15 protein-coding genes are annotated in these 18,992 nt (G+C 40.2%); all 15 read left to right on the top strand.

The window, feature by feature from the left end; genetic code table 11:
- Nucleotides 1–60: 60 nt before the first annotated feature.
- The 15 genes from hemH (at nucleotide 61) to rfbD (ending at nucleotide 18,987) form a co-directional block, all read left to right on the top strand.
- Nucleotides 61–1,074, top strand: a complete 1,014-nt coding sequence (gene hemH, locus GUY17_RS15290; protein ID WP_162023652.1) for a ferrochelatase — start codon at nucleotides 61–63, stop codon at nucleotides 1,072–1,074.
- A 346-nt stretch (nucleotides 1,075–1,420) separates the two neighbouring features.
- Nucleotides 1,421–1,750, top strand: a complete 330-nt coding sequence (yciH, locus tag GUY17_RS15285; RefSeq protein ID WP_059744130.1) for a stress response translation initiation inhibitor YciH — start codon at nucleotides 1,421–1,423, stop codon at nucleotides 1,748–1,750.
- Nucleotides 1,751–1,783: 33 nt separating this feature from the next.
- Complete coding sequence (locus GUY17_RS15280; RefSeq protein ID WP_101086414.1) at nucleotides 1,784–2,344, top strand: YqgE/AlgH family protein; 561 nt, start codon at nucleotides 1,784–1,786, stop codon at nucleotides 2,342–2,344.
- A gap of 418 nt (nucleotides 2,345–2,762) precedes the next feature.
- A complete protein-coding gene (ruvX, locus tag GUY17_RS15275; protein ID WP_059744132.1) occupies nucleotides 2,763–3,182 on the top strand; it encodes a Holliday junction resolvase RuvX in 420 nt (139 codons plus the stop codon).
- 1,420 nt (nucleotides 3,183–4,602) lie between these two features.
- Nucleotides 4,603–5,463 (top strand): HAD-IIB family hydrolase, encoded by an 861-nt coding sequence (locus tag GUY17_RS15270; RefSeq protein WP_162023651.1) that lies wholly within the window; start codon nucleotides 4,603–4,605, stop codon nucleotides 5,461–5,463.
- A gap of 1 nt (nucleotide 5,464) precedes the next feature.
- Nucleotides 5,465–6,685 (top strand): glycosyl transferase, encoded by a 1,221-nt coding sequence (locus tag GUY17_RS15265; RefSeq protein WP_101086416.1) that lies wholly within the window; start codon nucleotides 5,465–5,467, stop codon nucleotides 6,683–6,685.
- A gap of 27 nt (nucleotides 6,686–6,712) precedes the next feature.
- Nucleotides 6,713–8,461, top strand: coding sequence for a sugar phosphorylase (locus GUY17_RS15260; RefSeq protein WP_162023650.1), 1,749 nt, complete (start codon nucleotides 6,713–6,715; stop codon nucleotides 8,459–8,461).
- A 208-nt stretch (nucleotides 8,462–8,669) separates the two neighbouring features.
- Nucleotides 8,670–9,227, top strand: coding sequence for a DUF4136 domain-containing protein (locus GUY17_RS15255; RefSeq protein WP_101086418.1), 558 nt, complete (start codon nucleotides 8,670–8,672; stop codon nucleotides 9,225–9,227).
- Nucleotides 9,228–9,849: 622 nt separating this feature from the next.
- The gene (rfaH, locus tag GUY17_RS15250) at nucleotides 9,850–10,359 is read left to right on the top strand and encodes a transcription/translation regulatory transformer protein RfaH (protein WP_162023649.1); all 510 of its coding nucleotides are present in this window, start codon (nucleotides 9,850–9,852) and stop codon (nucleotides 10,357–10,359) included.
- Nucleotides 10,360–10,876: 517 nt separating this feature from the next.
- Nucleotides 10,877–13,624 (top strand): SLBB domain-containing protein, encoded by a 2,748-nt coding sequence (locus tag GUY17_RS15245; protein ID WP_162023648.1) that lies wholly within the window; start codon nucleotides 10,877–10,879, stop codon nucleotides 13,622–13,624.
- A gap of 217 nt (nucleotides 13,625–13,841) precedes the next feature.
- The gene (locus tag GUY17_RS15240; RefSeq protein WP_162023647.1) at nucleotides 13,842–14,813 is read left to right on the top strand and encodes a Wzz/FepE/Etk N-terminal domain-containing protein; all 972 of its coding nucleotides are present in this window, start codon (nucleotides 13,842–13,844) and stop codon (nucleotides 14,811–14,813) included.
- Between the two features lie 173 nt (nucleotides 14,814–14,986).
- Complete coding sequence (gene wecB / locus GUY17_RS15235) at nucleotides 14,987–16,114, top strand: non-hydrolyzing UDP-N-acetylglucosamine 2-epimerase (RefSeq protein WP_162023646.1); 1,128 nt, start codon at nucleotides 14,987–14,989, stop codon at nucleotides 16,112–16,114.
- 3 nt (nucleotides 16,115–16,117) lie between these two features.
- A complete protein-coding gene (gene rfbB, locus GUY17_RS15230) occupies nucleotides 16,118–17,188 on the top strand; it encodes a dTDP-glucose 4,6-dehydratase (protein WP_162023645.1) in 1,071 nt (356 codons plus the stop codon).
- Between the two features lie 52 nt (nucleotides 17,189–17,240).
- Nucleotides 17,241–18,110 carry a glucose-1-phosphate thymidylyltransferase RfbA gene (rfbA, locus tag GUY17_RS15225; protein WP_162023644.1) on the top strand — a complete coding sequence of 290 codons (870 nt, stop codon included), beginning with the start codon at nucleotides 17,241–17,243 and terminating at the stop codon, nucleotides 18,108–18,110.
- A 1-nt stretch (nucleotide 18,111) separates the two neighbouring features.
- Nucleotides 18,112–18,987, top strand: coding sequence for a dTDP-4-dehydrorhamnose reductase (rfbD, locus tag GUY17_RS15220; RefSeq protein ID WP_162023643.1), 876 nt, complete (start codon nucleotides 18,112–18,114; stop codon nucleotides 18,985–18,987).
- Nucleotides 18,988–18,992: the final 5 nt, after the last annotated feature.

The raw sequence follows: 18,992 nt of genomic DNA, 5'->3' as shown, positions 1-18,992 counted from the left end.
TCATGAGATATCCAAAGTGAGCTGTATTTATAAAACCATATCAATAACGGAGAAGATACTTTGGCTAGATTTTCAGGGTTAGATAAAGACACCGGCCACAAAGCTCGTGGCAAAACTGGTGTATTATTATTGAATCTAGGTACACCAGATGCACCTACTGCATCAGCTGTTCGCATCTATTTAGCTGAGTTTTTGGCGGATCCTCGAGTAGTCGAAATTCCAAAGCTGATATGGATGATTATTCTTCATGGGATTATTTTACGTATTCGTCCTGCTAAATCAGCAGCCTTATACAAACAAGTCTGGACCGACGAGGGCTCCCCTTTACTGGCTATCAGCCAACGTCAACAAGCCAAACTAGCCAAACATCTTCAAGCGCAAGGGTACGATGCAAGTGTACATTTAGCGATGCGTTATGGTTCGCCATCAACGTCGAGCACCTTACAAGCTATGCATAAACAAGGCGTAGATAACCTAGTTGTTCTGCCTTTATATCCGCAGTATGCTGCGCCAACAACGGGTTCAGCATTTGATGCTTTAGCTAAAGAATTAATGAAATGGCGATATATCCCGGCACTGCATTTTATAAACACCTACCATGACAACCCTGATCTTATTGATGCGCTTGCAGCATCTATCCAAAAAGATTTTGATCAGCACGGTAAACCGCAAAAACTAGTGATGTCTTACCATGGTATGCCTGAGCGTAATTTGCATTTAGGCGATCCCTATTACTGTTTCTGCTTGAAAACGACTCGTTTAGTGGTCGAAAAATTAGGCTTAAGTGAAGACGATTACGTTGCAACATTCCAGTCTCGCTTTGGCAAGGCTAAATGGTTACAACCTTATACCGACGCAACAATCGCCAGCCTACCAGCCAAAGGCATCACCGACATCGCCGTCATCTGCCCAGCATTTAGCGCCGATTGCCTAGAAACCCTAGAAGAAATCAAAGGCGAAAATCGTCACGTATTTGAAGATGCCGGCGGCAAAAACTTCAGATACATTGAATGTCTAAATGACAACGACGACCACATCAATATGATGGCAAATCTGGTAAAACCTTTTCTATAATTTCATCGAAAAGAAACTACGATGAAATGAGGGTAACAAGCGGTAACAAGTGAACAGACGATGACAAGCTTCGCTGTTAAGATCTTTATAATCTAGCAGCGATGTAATTTCTCCGATGTTAATTTTAGCTCTTCACCGCTTGTTATCCTTCGACCTCGCTATATCGCTCGCTATCGTTTTCCACCGCTCTTCACCGCTTGTTTTCCTTCGACCTCGCTATATCGCTCGTTATCGTTTTCCACCGCTCTTCACCGCCAGTTATCATTCTTTTAATCGCCTTACATTGCTCGCCTCTGCTTTTATGATTTGTTAAACTCAAATAATGTTTTACTGCTAAAGAAATAATATGAGAATAGATCCCAATATCGCATTAGTTTATAGCACTGATAAAGGTCGTATTGATCAGCCAAAGCCACAAGCTGAAGTACCCACTGGCGACGGTATAGTGCGGATCCATAAAGACAGTAAAGGGCGTAAAGGTAAGGGCGTAAGTGTTATCAAAGGGCTCGAATTAGATGAAAAAGCCTTAAAAGACCTTGCGCAAAAATTGAAGAAACAATGTGGCTGCGGTGGTACAGTGAAAGACTTCTGCATTGAAGTACAAACTGACAATCGCGAACAAATAAAATCCATATTAGAAAAGTTAAATTTCACTGTGAAATTAGCGGGTGGATAATACAAAACGCTAAAACACTATTGGGGATAGCATATGGATAATTTCAAAGATCACTTTTTAATTGCAATGCCATCATTAGATGACACATTTTTCGAGCGCTCGGTGATATACATTTGTGAGCATGATAAAAAAGGTGCCATGGGCTTAATGGTTAACCGTCCAATCGGTGTTGAGGTTGAAGATCTGCTTGAACAAATGGAACTCTATCTGTCGCCAGAGTTTTTATTCTCCTTAGACAGTCAAGTGCTCATTGGCGGCCCTGTCGCTCCCGAACGTGGTTTTGTGTTACACACGCCTCAAAAGCACTGGGTTAACAGCACTGAAATTAGCGAAGAGACTATGTTAACCTCCTCGCGAGATATATTAGCCTCGATTGGTTCTGATAAATCACCCGAAAATTTTATTGTTGCGCTAGGTTATGCTGGTTGGAGTAAAGACCAGCTTGAACAAGAAATTGCCGACAACACCTGGTTAACGATTAAAGCGACACCAGAGTTATTATTTAACGTTGAGCCTGAACAAATGTGGCTAATGGCTACCCAACAGCTCGGGTTTGATATTTGGCAAATGTCCAGCCAAGTCGGACATGCTTAAAGCAAGGTAACAAGCGGGTAGAGAGATAACAAGCGGTTAAAAGATCACAGACGATGACAAGCGATAACAAGCGGTTATTAGATCATAGACGGTGACAAGTGATAATAAGCGGTTATTAGATCATAGACGGTGACAAGTGATAATAAGCAGGAACAGCGATTAAAACGATGAAATCCGAACGAGATGAAAAGCGCATGTTTGCTTACGAACACAATGACTCTAGAACTTAGGTTTTTCGCTCGTAATCTCTTGATGTCGCTCGTAATCTCTTGATGTCGCTCGTAATCGCTCGTAATCGCTTGATATCGCTCGTAATAACTTGATATCGCTCGATACCGCTTGTCACCGCCATTTCTACGTACGAAGCGTAGGCTCTTTGCCCTTATTAAATTATTCTCGCTCGATTAAAGAGATAAACATGCAACCACAAACCGTTTTAGGGTTCGACTACGGCACCAAAAGTATTGGTGTCGCTATAGGTCAAGCCATTACAGCTAGCGCCACACCTTTATTATCAATTAAAGCGGTTGATGGGATCCCTAATTGGGATGATATCGATAAATTATTGAAAGAATGGCAACCAGATCTTGTTGTTGTCGGTTTACCGTTAAATATGGACGGCACCGAGCAAGAGATGACTCAACGGGCTCGGAAATTTGCTAATCGAATTAACGGTCGTTTTGGCGTTAAAATTGCCACCCAAGACGAACGTTTAACCACTGCAGATGCTAAAGCCCGTTTATTTGAATTGGGTGGTTTTAAAGCGTTAACCAAAGGTCAAATTGATGCGGTGTCAGCGGTGTTAATTATTGAAAGCTATTTCGAAAACCAGTTCTAACTTAATGCCGAGATTCTAGGCCGCTACGCGGATAGAGCGCTGCGCTTCTAGGGACAGCTTCGCTGCTAAGATTTAGTCACCAGATTCCAGTATTAATCTAGATGCTAGATTCTAGGCCGCTACGCGGATAGTGCGCTGCGCTTCTAGGGACAGCTTCGCTGCTAAGATTTAGTCACCAGATTCCAGTATTAATCTAGATGCTAGATTCTAGGCCGCTACGCGGATAGTGCGCTGCGCTTCTAAGGACAGCTTCGCTGCTAAGATTTAGTCACCAGATTCCAGTATCGTTCGATTTACTAGGTCTTTTGGCTTTTATAGTATCTAGCAGCGTAGCGCTCTAGTCATCTAGATTCTAAATACTAGGCAGCTACGCGGATAGTGCGCTTCGCTTCTAGGAACAGCTTCGCTGCTAAGATTTAGTCACCAGATTCCAATATTAATCTAGATGCTAAACTCTAGGCCGCTACGCGGATAGTGCGCTTCTAGGAACAGCTTCGCTGCTAAGATTTTATAGCATCTAGCAGCGTAGCGTTCTAGCATCTAGGCTCTATCGCTTTTTATCGCTTTTTATCGCTTTCTATCGCTTGTTACCACTCTTTACCGCTCATCTTCCTTTTTTTTGCCCCAAAATGGTGCAATTTTTATTCATTGTTGCACATATGTTCTTATCCTGGTCAATACACCTTTTCACATCATCGTTTCTATTCTGAAAATAATATCAAAAATATCAATGGGTAAACTCTATTTGTGCCATTAAGGTGCAAAGTTATTACGTTTGGCACATATCCTGAATCTACCTAATCAGTTAATTGAGTTACAGCGACAACAGAAATAGCTATGACAGGTGATAACAAGCGAATGCTGTGCTTACGAATTTAGTGATGACAGGCGATAACGAGCGAACTGCGCTTACGAATTTAGTGATGACAGACGATAACGAGCGAACGCTGCGCTTACTGATAGAGCTATGACGAGCGATAACTAGCGGACGTTGCGCTTACTGATGGAGCTATGACAGGTGATAACAAGCGAACGCTGCGCTTACTGGTAGAGTTATGACAGACGATAACTAGCGGACGTTGCGCTTACTGATAGATCTATGACGAGCGATAACAAGCGAATGCTGTGCTTACGAATTTAGTGATGACAGACGATAACAAGTGAGGGCGATAACAAGCGGATTGTGTGGAAACGGGTGAACGTTGGCTTTCAGCTTTTATAGAATCTAGCCGCGCAGCGAATTAGCTTCTAGGCTTTAAGCTTGTCACCGCTCGTCACCGCTCGCTATCGCTTGATATCGCTTGATATCGCTTGATATCGCTTGATATCGCTTGTTATCGCTCGTTATCGCTCGTCACCGTTTATACCGCTTGATAACATTCTTGATAGTCAGCATTCAATGATTGAAAAGGGATACGATATGACAACACTACCACTTATCTTTACCGACATCGATGGCACTTTGCTGGACCATTTTGACTATAGTTTTAGTCATGCAATTGAAGTGATTGAAGCATTGAATGAACGCCATATTCCTATTATCGCTAATACCAGTAAAACCTTTGCTGAAATGGCGAAGTTACAACAAACCATCGGGTTTAACTCACCGTTTATATCTGAAAATGGTGCAGTCGTTTATATTCCAATTGGGTATTTTGACCAACAGCCAGAGGGGACATTTACCCAAGGATATTATTGGATAAAAGAGTTTTGTCAGCCGCGACAATACTGGCTTGAATTATTAAACCAACATGCACAGGCATTTAACGATGACTTTATTGGTTTTTCATCTTTATCAGTTGAAGAGTTATGTGAGATAACCGATTTGTCACCCGATAATGCCAAATTGGCTTTGATTAGACATTATGCCGAGCCAGTACTTTGGCAAGGTAATGAAGTTAATAAACAAGCCTTTATTGAGTTGATGACAAGCGTTGGTGCACATACCCTGCAGGGGGGACGCTTTCTACATGTGGGCGGAGATAGCGATAAAGGCAAGGCAATGAAATGGTTAGCCGATATCTATTCCAAGCAATATAGCGCTCCAGTGACTACCATTGCACTCGGCGACAGTGGTAATGATAATGCCATGCTCGAAGCCGCTGATCTTGCAATACAAATTAAGTCACCTGTTCATCCATTTCCCATATTAACGACCCAAAAACAAAGTATTCAAAGCAGTGAGTGCGGCCCTAAAGGTTGGGCCGAATGCATTAAGCAAACTCTATTGTCTTCATCGGCTGAATCGCAGCTAAACCAACTACCATTTGGAGGGGCGTAACATGGCCGACTTTTATCAAAATGGCATTGTCACCACAATGCATAATTTAACCCGACGTACTCATGAAGAGCTTGAACAAGACTTAATCAAGTTTTCAAAAACGCGTCCGTTAGGATTAATTTTGCCATCTCTGTATTCAGAGCTAGAAGGCGCCGCACTTAAAGATATTGTCAGTAAATTAAAACAGGTGCCGTATTTATCCGAAATTGTAATTGGATTAGATAGGGCCGATCTGAAGCAGTACAAACATGCGCTAAGCTTTTTTGGTGAGTTACCGCAGCATCACCGAATACTATGGAATGACGGCCCGCGCTTACAAGCGCTGGATGCAAAGCTACAAGCGTTAGGCTTAGCCCCTAAAGAGCTGGGTAAAGGTCGAAATGTCTGGTACTGCATGGGCTATATTTTGGCTTCAGGCAAAACAGAATCGGTTGCATTGCATGACTGTGACATCGTGACCTATGAAAAATCATTACTCGCTAGACTGCTTTATCCGGTCGCTAATCCACAGTTTAACTATGAATTTAGCAAAGGGTATTATGCACGTGTGTCTAATGGGCAAATTAATGGTCGAGTGTCACGTCTATTAGTTACACCGTTAATTAAAGCGCTTAAAAAAGTGGTTGGTTATAACGAATATTTAGAATACATGGACAGTTTTCGTTATCCATTAGCGGGTGAGTTTTCATTTAGACGAGACGTGCTCAACGACCTACGTATTCCAAGTGACTGGGGCTTAGAAATTGGGGTGTTATCAGAAATGCAGCGTAATTATGCCCATAATCGCATCTGTCAGGTCGATATTGCTGACAATTACGATCATAAACATCAAGACTTATCATTGGATAATGAAGAAGCGGGCTTGTCTAAAATGTCGATTGATATCACCAAAGCATTTTTCCGAAAATTAGCCACTCAAGGTAATACTTTTAGCACCGAATCTTTCCGAACCCTTAAGGCAACGTATTACCGTATTGCCCTCGATTATGTCGAAACCTATCATAATGATGCATTAATGAATGGCTTAACCACCGATATACATCTAGAAGAAAAAGCGGTTGAAATGTTTGCCCAAAATATTGTCACGGCAGGGCAACGCTTTTTAGATAATCCAATGGAAACTCCGTTTATGCCAACATGGAGCCGAGTCGTGAGTGCCATGCCCGACGTGCTTGAACAGCTTAAAGCTGCTGTTGAAGCCGATAATGCCGAGTTTAGCTAATATCAAAATCGACCAAGAGGACACCCTATGTCAGTAATGGATGGATTACAGCAAAAGCTGCAGCAACAACTTAGCTGTATTTACAACGATGTCGACATTGGCATAAGTGTGCCAGCATTGGCTGATCAGCTCATCGATATCATGCGTATCACCGAGTATTGTCAAGTGCCCGAACCCTTTGTAAATCATTGGTCTGAAAAAGACATTATTATGATCACTTATGGTGACAGTGTGGTCCAACAAGGTGAGCGGCCACTCACCACCCTGGCACAATTTATCGACAGCTATTTAAGTTGCATCAATGCTGTGCATATTTTACCGTTTTTTCCTTACAGTTCAGACGATGGTTTCTCGGTTATCGACTATTCAAGTGTTAACGAAGGGCTCGGGTCGTGGGCAGACATCAGTGCTATCGCCAGTAAACGACGATTGATGTCAGATTTAGTGATCAATCATTGTTCTAGTCGAAGCTTATGGTTTGATAATTTCTGTAAAGGTGAGGGTGTAGGACATGACTATTTCTTTACTGCCAATCTAAATGATGACTTAAGTGCGGTGGTTCGGCCAAGAACGTCAGCACTATTAAGACCCACAGAGACACCTAACGGAACTCAGCATGTGTGGTGTACCTTTAGTCATGATCAAGTTGATTTTGATTTTCGTAATCCACAAGTATTAATCGAGTTTGTCCGCATCATTCGTCAATATTTAGATGCGGGCGTGAGTATTTTTCGCCTCGATGCGGTGGCTTTTTTATGGAAAATAGTCGGCAATAAATCAATTAACTTACCGCAAACCCATGAAGTTGTACGTTTATTGCGGACATTAATTGAACACGCCCAACAAGATGCCATTATCATTACCGAAACTAACATTCCCAACACCCAAAACTTAACTTATTTTGGTAATGCAAACGAGGCACATTGCATATATAACTTCTCGTTGCCGCCTTTGTTGATCAACAGCCTGATTACCGGCAGTTGCTTATACTTAAAGCGCTGGCTTATGAGTATGCCGCCCGCACAAGACGGCACAACTTACTTTAATTTTATTGCTTCTCACGATGGCATTGGTTTGCGCCCGGCAGAGGGTTTACTCGATGAAGATGAGATTGAAACTCTGGTCGACACCATGAAGCAGTTCGGTGGCCAAATTTCATCAAGAACCACAGAAGATGGCCTGCAAAAACCTTACGAAATGAACATAGCCTTGTTTGATGCGTTACAAGGGACCACTAAAGGTAAAGACCTATGGGGAATGCAACGTTTTGTATGTGCTCATACCATCATGTTAGCGCTCGAAGGAATTCCAGGTATTTATATCCACAGTTTACTGGGAACCCGCAACGACTATGAAAAACTGGCCAATACTTCCCATAATCGGGCCATTAACCGTCATCGTTGGGATCTCAATCAATTAACGGAAAAACTAAATGATGCCAATAGCGATCATAGCCAAGTGCTAACCGAGCTGACCAATTTAATCAATATCCGTACTCAGCAAATTGCATTTCATCCCAATGCCACTCAATTCACCTTACATCTAGGGTTACAGCTATTTGGTTTTTGGCGTCAAAGTCGTAATCGTAAACAAAGTATCTTCTGTATCAGTAACGTATCAGACCAAATCACCGATCTGCCCATTAACGAACTGAATCTTATTATTGCGGAAAACTGGGTTGATCTATTAAGCGGACAGCCAATAGAAGACATCACCCAAACCATGTCACTGCAACCCTACCAAACAGTGTGGATTAGTAATGTAAAAGAGCGGTGACAGGCGATGGTAATAGATGACAAGCGATGACAAGCGGGTCTCGCTTGCCATCGTTATTCCGCTTATACCGTTCGTTATCGATTTTGCATGTCATCGCTCTTTAACACTATTTCCGTTTGTTATCATTTGTTATGAAACCTTGTTAACTTGACAACGCCTTTGCTCTCTATAAGCTAATAAGAATTAACATCTTGTTTTTGGAGCCTGTATGAAAACCTTATTTATCGCTGCGGCAGTATTAGCATTGAGCGCATGTAGCACCTTGAAATCTACTTCAGACTTCGATCCATCGGTATCATTTGAACAATATAAAACCTATTCATGGGTAGAGAAAAAAAATGAAGATGCGGGCTATCATTTAGACGGACTCATGGACCAACGTGTTCGTGCTGCTGTCGAAACTCAATTAAGCCAAAAAGGCATCAGCAAAGCCGACAAACAAAATGCCGATTTATTAGTTAACTACATCACTAAAGTAGATAAAAAAATCAATATCGACACCTTTAACAGTAACTTCGGCTATAACCCATATTACGGCCCTCGTTGGGGATTTGGCGGCAGTCTTCATAGTGAAACGACTGTGCGTGAATATGATGTTGGCACATTAATGGTCGACTTAGTTGACAACAAAACCGGTAAGTTAATTTGGCGTGGTACTGTGGCCGATACCGTGCGTGAACAAAGCACTCCAGAAGAGAGAATTAACACTATCAATCAAGCAATTGGTACTGTAATGATGAATTACCCACCCAAGCCGAATAAGTAATCTTTACGTCAACATAAAATATCTAATGAAAGCCTCGTTTATCGAGGCTTTCTTTTTTTGTAGGCTAGCAATATCTATAGCGCCTTAAACTGACATTAATGACTAACATCAAACAGAATTTATAAATTATCGATCGATAGTCGATCAATAATTTATCGATGGAGTAAGTAATTTAATAATCGGTCAAGTCAGATTTGGATTGTCATAACTGGAAGCAAAATAACATGATAAAAGACAGTCAATTAGTTGTTAAATCTGTTTAGGTATACAAAATATCAACGGATTTTGAGACTGTGCGTTTGCATTTGGTAACCGCCAACTTAAGAAGATTGACATTACTAAGCACTTTTTATTATACATAAAGCAAAATTAACCGAGTGCTGTGCGCTAAAAGTGTTAAGTCAATGTAGAATGATAAATCAATTAGTTACTTCTGAATGTAGATAATAAATGATGGTGTTATTGCTTAATATAAAACCAGACAATGATTTAAACGCTGTATTTATAGGCATTAAGGCTCAAAAACACATTCAAATAAGTAAGTAATTTTGTTAATATCCCAAGTCGTGAATGGGATGTCACTTGCTCAAACTGATGAGCAAATCTAAACAAGCGAGTAATAATGAAATCTTGGTATTTACTGTATTGCAAACCACGTCATGAAGTACGTGCACAGCAAAATTTGGCTTTACAAGAAGTCGAGAGTTATTTACCTGTGATCACCCAGCAAAAAATGGTCCGCAATAAACCACAAATGGTTACGGCACCACTTTTCCCTAGCTACCTGTTTATCTATTTTGATCCTCTTGTGACCAGCGTCAGCAAAATCCACAATACACGTGGTGCTAATCGTATTGTTGGCTGCCGAGAAGATATGACTCCCATTGACGACAGAATTATTTCAGCGCTTAAAAGACGTGTTCAAGGTTATGTACCAGAAGAGGTAAAACCGTTAGGCAAAGGCGATAAAGTCAAATTTGTCGATGGACCGTTTAAAGACCTTGAAGCAATATTCGACGAGAATAATCCAGATAAACGTTGCCATGTGTTATTTAACATCATGGGGCAACAGAAAAGGATTTTAGTTGAGTTGACGAATCTAACGCCTGTTTCTGGTAGCAAAACAGAATAATAGTAGTATGTTAAGACTTCCGCCCTAGATCTTGTAGGATATTGTCTATTCACATATTTAACTTTGGTTGTTATTTAACCAATTGATTGGTAAAAAGAACCAATATTAATGTTTTTATCTACTTTGCTATTTGTAGGTAAGTAAAAAACAATTTACTTACAACATTAAAGTTATCGTTTAGGTATAATTTCGCGCCGATTATTTAGATTATATCGGCGATAAAGATATATTTCGCACAGCGAAGGGCATGTTGGAAGCCGTAATCCATGGGCGGTAGCGTGTCTTAAAATCGATAACAAACGGTAAAAGTCGATAAAAAGATAGAAAGCGATCAAGGCCATAAAAGCTAAAGCTCCTAAAGCGAAGCGAGAGCGCTTCGCTGCTAGATGCTATAAAATCTTAACAGCAAAGCTGTCCCTAGTAGCGCAGCAACACTAGTAGGACGAAGCCCGTCCTCTGGCGAGCCTGCGAGTTCCTAGAACCATTTTAATTAAAAAAATAATATTGGAGATACCTGGTGTTACATAAAACCAAAAACGTGTTAATAGCTGGCTTATCAGCCCTTATTATTTTAACAACACAAGCAAATGCTGTTACACCTACACCGCAGATGCTTGAACAGTTTAAACAATTACCTAAAGCAGAACAGGAACGAATCGCCCGTCAGTATGGTATCGATCCATCAATGATTTCAGGTAGCTCTAATAATTCTGTTAACGTTACTAATCCTAACGTAGTTGAACCCCGTGATGATAAAGGCAATAAAGAAGATAAAGATCAATACACAGAAAAAAATAAAAAGAATGAATTTGATTTTAAAGAAGACAGTGACAAAGACACACTAAAACGTTTCGGTTACGAAATGTTTGAAGGTGAACCAACAACTTTTGCACCAGTAACAGATGTTCCTGTACCAAGTGATTATATGGTCGGTCCTGGTGATGTTATTAAAGTTCAGTTATACGGCAAAGAAAGCAACGAATACAGTTTAACTATTAATCGTGATGGTACAGTACAAATTCCTGATTTAGGTCCTGTATCTGTTGCCGGATTAAGCTTTTCCGATTTACGTCAAGAACTGTCTAAGCGCATAAAGCAGCAAATGATTGGCATTGAATCAAATATCACCATGGGTGAATTACGTTCAATTCGCATTTTCATCGCTGGTGATGCCTACAAACCAGGCTCATATACCGTATCAAGTTTATCAACCATCACTCAGGCGTTATTCGTTGCTGGTGGGGTAAATGAAATTGGTAGTCTTCGTAACGTGCAAGTTAAGCGAAGTGGTAAGCTTATTGGCTCATTCGACTTATATGATTTATTACTTCGTGGTGATGCTTCTGGAGACATTAATCTCCGTTCTGGTGACGTGGTATTCATCCCATCAATCGGTGGTTTAGTCAGTGTTGCTGGTGAAGTACAGCGCCCAGCTATTTATGAACTGAAAAAGAACGAAACCATTGAAGATGTTATCAATATGGCTGCTGGTATTAAACAAGGTGCCTATCCGAAAAATAGCAGTATTGAGCGCTATAATACTAATGGATTAAAAACCATAGTTAATGTCGATTTAACATCCGCCAAAGGTAACAACACTTTAGCTAAAGCTGGCGATTACATTCGAGTTAAAAATGCCTCTAATCAGTACGAAGATGCCATTACGGTAGTTGGTGCAGTGGTTCGCCCTGGTAAATATCAATGGAAGCAACAGCGTATTAGCGATCTTATGCCATCAATTTGGGGGGATTTACTCATATCTGCTGATTTAGATTATGGCTTAATCATTCGAGAAATAAATAAGGACGGCGATATTGAGACGTTACAGTTTGCCCCAGGTGAAGCCATTACTTCTCCTAATTCTGTACAAAACCTGGCTTTACAGCCTCGTGATAAAGTGATGATATTTAACTTTAATGACGATACTCAAAATCGCTTTGAATTAAACTCGTTAGTAAAGAAACGAGTGAATAAAGTTGAAGCATTGAAAGGTGATTCATTACTGGATGCAGATCTTTTCAAAGTAGGGTTCGAAACATTAGACAATTCAGTAGCAAAAAAATATACCAACGAGATTGCGGGCGTTGTCTTAAGTGAAAAAGAATCTGAAGAACAGTCGCTAGTCAGTAGCGAAGTCGCCAAAATGCTATCAAATCTTTTTGAAGACCGCGACTTAATCAAGCTCAGTAATGTGATGTCGCGAAAAGAGTTATTATATCCTATCGTAACCAAACTGACTCTTCAGGGTAACGCACAACAAGGCATAAGAATTGTCGCTATAGCAGGTAAAATTCGCCATCCAGGTGTTTATCCTTTAACAAATAACGCTAACGTAACCGACTTGCTTAAAGCCGCTGGTGGGTTGTTAGAAGGTGCCTACATTGAGCGAGCAGAACTAACACGCACACATACTACGTCAATAGTATCGGATATTATCCATAAAACCATTAACCTTCATGCAGCAATTAATGGCAGTCAAGAAGACAATCTCGAGCTAAAAGGTCGTGATATGGTCACTATTCTGACGACTCCAGAGTGGCAAGAAAGAAAAGTTATTGAAATCAAAGGTGAAGTTAAGTTTCCAGGTACATATAACATCAGACGTGGTGAAAGGCTATCAGACGTGATTGCTAGAGCAGGTGGGTTTACTGAATTTGCATATCCTTCAGCGTCAGTATTTGTTCGTGAATCCGTTCGTTTACAAGAGCAGCTCGAAATTAAGAAGTTAGCCGATCAACTTCGCAGAGACATTGCGACTCGTGGTGTATCAAAAGACGGTTTAGCCAGTAGTTATTCAGAAGTACAGTTAATGTTAACTGATTTGGAAAACATAAAAGCGGTAGGTCGTTTGGTTGTTGATTTAAATGCAATTAAATTAGGTATCCCAGAAGCCGATCTTCAACTTGAAGACAGTGACGTATTGTATGTTCCAACGACCAAGCAAACAGTTGCAGTAATGGGTGAGGTTCAGCATCCTTCAACGCATAGATTTAAAGAAGGCTTAACGTTAGAAGAATATTTACAACTGTCTGGTGGCTCTAGAGAGCGCGGAGACGAAGACCGAATTTATGTTATAAAAGCCAATGGTTCAGTGATGATGCCAACAAAGAGCATCTGGTTTAGTTCCGACTCTCAAATTTCAGCCGGAGACACTGTTATTGTCCCTCTAGATACAGAGTACAAAGATAACTTAACGCTTTGGTCGCAAGTCACTCAGATTATTTATAATTCTGCAGTTGCATTTGCCGCGATATCAGGGATCTAGCCCGCTTCGCTGATATGAAAAAGCGATAACAAGCGATAACAAACGAACGCTGCGCTCACGGATAGAGCGGTCGAGCACCTAGGTACTTGGCTTGCAATTGCCCCTAACCGCTTGTCATCTCTTGATATCGCTTGCTACCAAGATTTTATAGAACCTAGCCGCGAAGCGTCCTCGAATCTAGAAGCGAAGCGCACTGCTTCCCAGACAAAAAAGACTTATGACTAAACAAAACCTACAACCTGCTTATGATGGAAACCTTACCTCACAACAAGCAACAGAAAGCGTTCAAAAGGACGAAATCGATTTACGCGAACTTTTTGCTGTTATTTGGCAAGGCAAGTGGTTAATTATTGCCATCACTGCTGTATTTTCAATCGGCGCTGTTATTTTTGCCATTAACCAGCCTAATATCTATAAGTCAGAAGCGCTGTTAACACCTGCAGACACAGAGCAAGGTGGTGGTTTAGCTGCACTTGCAGGACAGTTTGGTGGCCTGGCAAGCATGGCTGGCATCAACTTAGGTGGCGGCGGTGGTGTCGATAAAACCCAAATGGCTATCGAAGTGATGAAGTCTCGTCAATTTATCAGTGACTTTATTCAAAAACATAGTATTTTACCTGACTTGATGGCAGCTAAAACGTGGGATATGGCTAGTAATACAATCAACTATGATGATGAGCTATATAATGTAAGTGATAAAAAATGGCTTCGTATAGTTGATGCCCCGTTTAAAGCAAAACCATCAATGCAAGAAGCATATAAAGAATTCAGTAAAATTTTTGCAGTTAATTCTGCAAAAGATACTGGTATGGTTACTGTATATATAGAACATTTATCTCCGCAAGTAGCACAGCAATGGGTTAACTGGTTAGTTGCTGATATTAATACAGAAATGAAACAGAGAGATGTCGCTGAAGCTGAGAAAAGTATAGAGTTTTTAAAGACTCAGATACAACAGACAAATATTGCAGATATACGTTCCGTTTTGTATAAATTAATAGAAGAACAGGCAAAAACTATTATGTTTGCCGAAGTTCGTGACGAATATGTGTTTAAAACCATCGACCCAGCATTAATTCCAGAAGAAAAAGCTAAACCCAAGCGAGCATTAATATGTTTGTTAGGTTTAATTTTAGGCGGCATATTATCCGTTATGTTGGTATTAATTAGGTCTTTTTTTAAAAAATAAAATTATAAAAAGGTTAAATAAAGAGACTATTGAAATAGTTTTTGTAAAAACCTACGTTCTATTTAGATTAGCGACGATTAACCTGTCTAAAATCGTAACATTAATACTGACGTATTAATGTGTAATTATTCAACATCTTTTTGTAGATGTTCTTCTAAACTAGGTCTGATGTCATGACGAAAAAGAAAGTACTTACAATATTTGGAACTCGCCCAGAAGCTATTAAGATGGCTCCGCTAGTTCATGCTTTAGCATCTGATGAACGGTTTGAAGCGAAATGTTGCGTCACTGCCCAACATCGAGAAATGCTTGATCAAGTACTTGAACTCTTCGATATTACACCAGACTATGATCTCAATTTGATGAAAGCGGGCCAAACGCTAAATGATATAACGGCTAAAATTATTCAAGAGTTAAAACCAGTACTGCAAGATTTTAAACCTGATGTAGTACTTGTTCATGGCGATACCGCGACAACATTTGCAGCAAGCTTGGCTGCATATTACGAGCAAATTCCAGTTGGTCATGTGGAAGCTGGTCTTCGGACAGGAAACATATATTCTCCTTGGCCAGAAGAAGGCAACCGAAGACTTACCGGTGTACTTGCTAAATATCACTTTGCCCCAACTGAAACATCTAAACTAAATTTGTTAACAGAGAATGTTAATATCGATGATATTACAGTCACTGGGAATACGGTCATTGACGCACTCTTAATGGTTAAAGATAAGATTGAGTCGGATGAAGTATTAAAACAAACCTTGGCATTGCAGTTTCCATTCCTGAACGAAGCTCAAAAATTGATTTTGGTTACAGGTCACCGTCGTGAAAGTTTTGGTGGTGGTTTTGAACGAATTTGCGAAGCATTAGCGCAGACTGCTAAGGCTCATCCAAATTGTCAGATCCTTTATCCAATGCATTTAAATCCAAATGTCAGAGAACCTGTTAATCGGATCTTAGATGGAATAGAGAATATCTTCCTAATTGAACCGCAACAGTATCTGCCGTTTATTTACTTAATGACTCGCTCTTATATTATTTTGACCGATTCTGGTGGAATTCAGGAAGAGGCTCCTTCTTTAGGTAAGCCAGTACTCGTTATGCGTGATACGACAGAAAGACCTGAAGCTATAGATGCTGGAACTGTGAAGTTAGTAGGTACTGATATAGATGCAATTGTAAATAATCTGAATAAGCTTTTGGTGGACAACACGGCGTATAAGGAAATGAGTTTTGCTCACAATCCTTACGGCGATGGTTTTGCATGCCAGAAGATATTAAATATACTAGCTAAGGTTTGATTGATGAAAATATTATTAACCGGTGGAGCGGGGTTTATTGGCTCTGCAGTTGTACGTCATATCATCAATAACACCCAAGATAGCATCATTAATGTCGATAAACTAACCTATGCTGGTAATCTTGAATCATTGGTAAGTATTGAGTCGAGTCAACGATATATTTTTGAGCAAGTTGATATTTGTGATCGTGCTGAATTAGACCGCGTCTTTAAGCTACACCAGCCAGATGCTGTGATGCATTTAGCTGCGGAGTCTCACGTGGACCGTTCTATCACTGGACCATCAGATTTTATTCAAACTAATATCGTTGGCACCTATACATTACTTGAAGCAACTCGTGAGTATTGGAATACTCTGTCAGCCGATGCCAAACAAGCATTTCGTTTTCATCATATCTCTACAGACGAAGTATATGGTGATTTACCTCATCCTGATGAGCAGGATGGTAAGCTGCCATTATTTACTGAGAGCACGTCTTATGCCCCAAGTAGCCCTTATTCGGCATCGAAAGCATCAAGTGACCACCTTGTCAGATCGTGGTTACGCACATACGGTTTACCAACCATTGTGACTAACTGCTCTAACAACTATGGTCCGTATCATTTCCCTGAGAAGCTAATTCCATTAGTGATCCTCAATGCGCTAGAAGGTAAAGCTCTTCCTATCTATGGTAAAGGCGACCAGATTCGAGATTGGCTCTATGTTGAAGACCATGCCCGTGCACTTTATAAAGTGGTGACGACAGGTAAAGTCGGTGAAACCTACAATATTGGCGGTCATAACGAGAAACAAAATATTGACGTAGTAAAAACCATTTGCAGTATTTTAGATACCCTCGTGCCAAAAGACACGTTATACGCTGAACAAATCACTTATGTAACAGACCGACCTGGTCATGACCGTCGCTATGCAATTGATGCCAGCAAAATGAGCAATGAATTGAACTGGCAACCAGAAGAAACCTTTGAAACGGGTTTACGTAAAACTATCGAATGGTATTTAGCTAACCAAACGTGGTGCCAACATGTACAAGATGGTAGCTATCAACGTGAACGCTTAGGCATAAACTCTTAATCGTATATTTTTGTAATATTTGGCATGTTTAACGTATAACGTTTGAGGATTTATGAAAGGAATTATATTAGCTGGCGGTTCAGGTACACGTCTATACCCGTTGACACGAGGGGTATCAAAACAGTTATTGCCTGTATACGATAAACCAATGATTTACTATCCATTGTCGACTTTAATGCTTGCTGGTATAAGAGACATCTTGGTAATCACCACACCAGAAGACAACGAAGGCTTTAAACGTCTATTAGGTGATGGTTCAGATTTTGGCATAAACTTAAGTTATGCCGTGCAAGCTTCACCAGATGGTCTAGCACAAGCATTCATCATCGGTGAAGAGTTTATCGGTAAAGATAAAGTATGTTTAGTCTTGGGTGATAATATTTTCTATGGCCAGTCGTTTAGCAAAACATTGAAGAGTGCTGCAAATAGAGAAGAGGGGGCGACAGTATTTGGTTATCAAGTCAAAGACCCTGAAAGATTTGGTGTGGTTGAATTTGATAAAAACATGAAAGCAATATCAATAGAAGAGAAGCCTACTAAACCTAAGTCTAATTATGCTGTTACAGGTCTATATTTCTACGATAATAGTGTTGTTGAAATGGCAAAAAAAGTTAAGCCATCTCACCGTGGTGAGCTAGAAATTACCACCTTAAATGAAATGTATTTAAATCAAGGCAACTTAAATGTTGAGTTGCTCGGCCGTGGCTTTGCCTGGTTAGATACAGGTACCCATGAAAGTTTGCACGAAGCCTCATCTTTTGTACAAACAATTGAACATATTCAAGGGTTAAAAGTTGCCTGCTTAGAAGAAATAGCCTGGCGTAATGGGTGGTTAACCGCAGAGCAACTTGCTGAAATAGCAAAGCCAATGATGAAGAATAACTATGGTCAATATTTAGCTCGTTTAGCTAACGGATTATAATATGAAGATTTTAATTACAGGCAAGAATGGCCAAGTTGGCAGTTGTTTAGTCGACCAACTAAGCATAATGTCAGATATCACCTTGCTAGCATTAGACCGTGTTCAGCTTGATATTACAGACGAAAATGAAGTTAATAAAATAATCGCGGAATTCAATCCAAACATCATTATTAATGCAGCTGCCTATACCGCTGTTGATAAGGCAGAGCAAGAAAGTTTATTAGCTTATGCTATTAATCGTGATGGGCCACATAACCTAGCGGTTGCTGCTAATACGATTAATGCCGCAATTATACATATCTCGACAGATTACGTATTTGCTGGCGACTGTAGTGCTTCTTATACCGAGTCTGATAAAACCAATCCCCAAGGTGAGTATGGGCTCAGTAAACTGGCTGGTGAACAAGCAGTTGCACAAGCGTGTTCTAGGCATATTATACTAAGAACAGCTTGGGTTTTTAGTGAGCATGGCAATAATTTTGTTAAAACCATGCTTCGTTTGGCGAAAACTAAAAATTCCTTGGATGTTGTTGCTGATCAGTTTGGTGGCCCAACCTATGCCGGTGATATCGCTTGTGCAATTATTAAGATTGCAAAATCAATAGTATCAGGTAATAAAGCATATGGTATATATCACTATTCAGGTTTTCCATATGTAAGTTGGTTTCAATTTTCTAAAAAGATTTTTGAAATAGCATTCGATCAAAAAATTATTTCTCATGTAATGCAATTAAGTGCTATTACAACTTCAGATTACCCAACGCCGGCTAAACGACCTGCGAACTCTAAACTTGATTGCCATAAAATTTTAAATAATTTTTCTATTAAACAAAGTAATTGGCAAGAAGCATTGTTAGATGTGATAAAAAATAAATAAAGTTT

The organism is Shewanella sp. Arc9-LZ (assembly GCF_010092445.1).
GTDB lineage: Bacteria > Pseudomonadota > Gammaproteobacteria > Enterobacterales > Shewanellaceae > Shewanella.
This window is presented reverse-complemented; position numbering and strand designations above follow the sequence as displayed.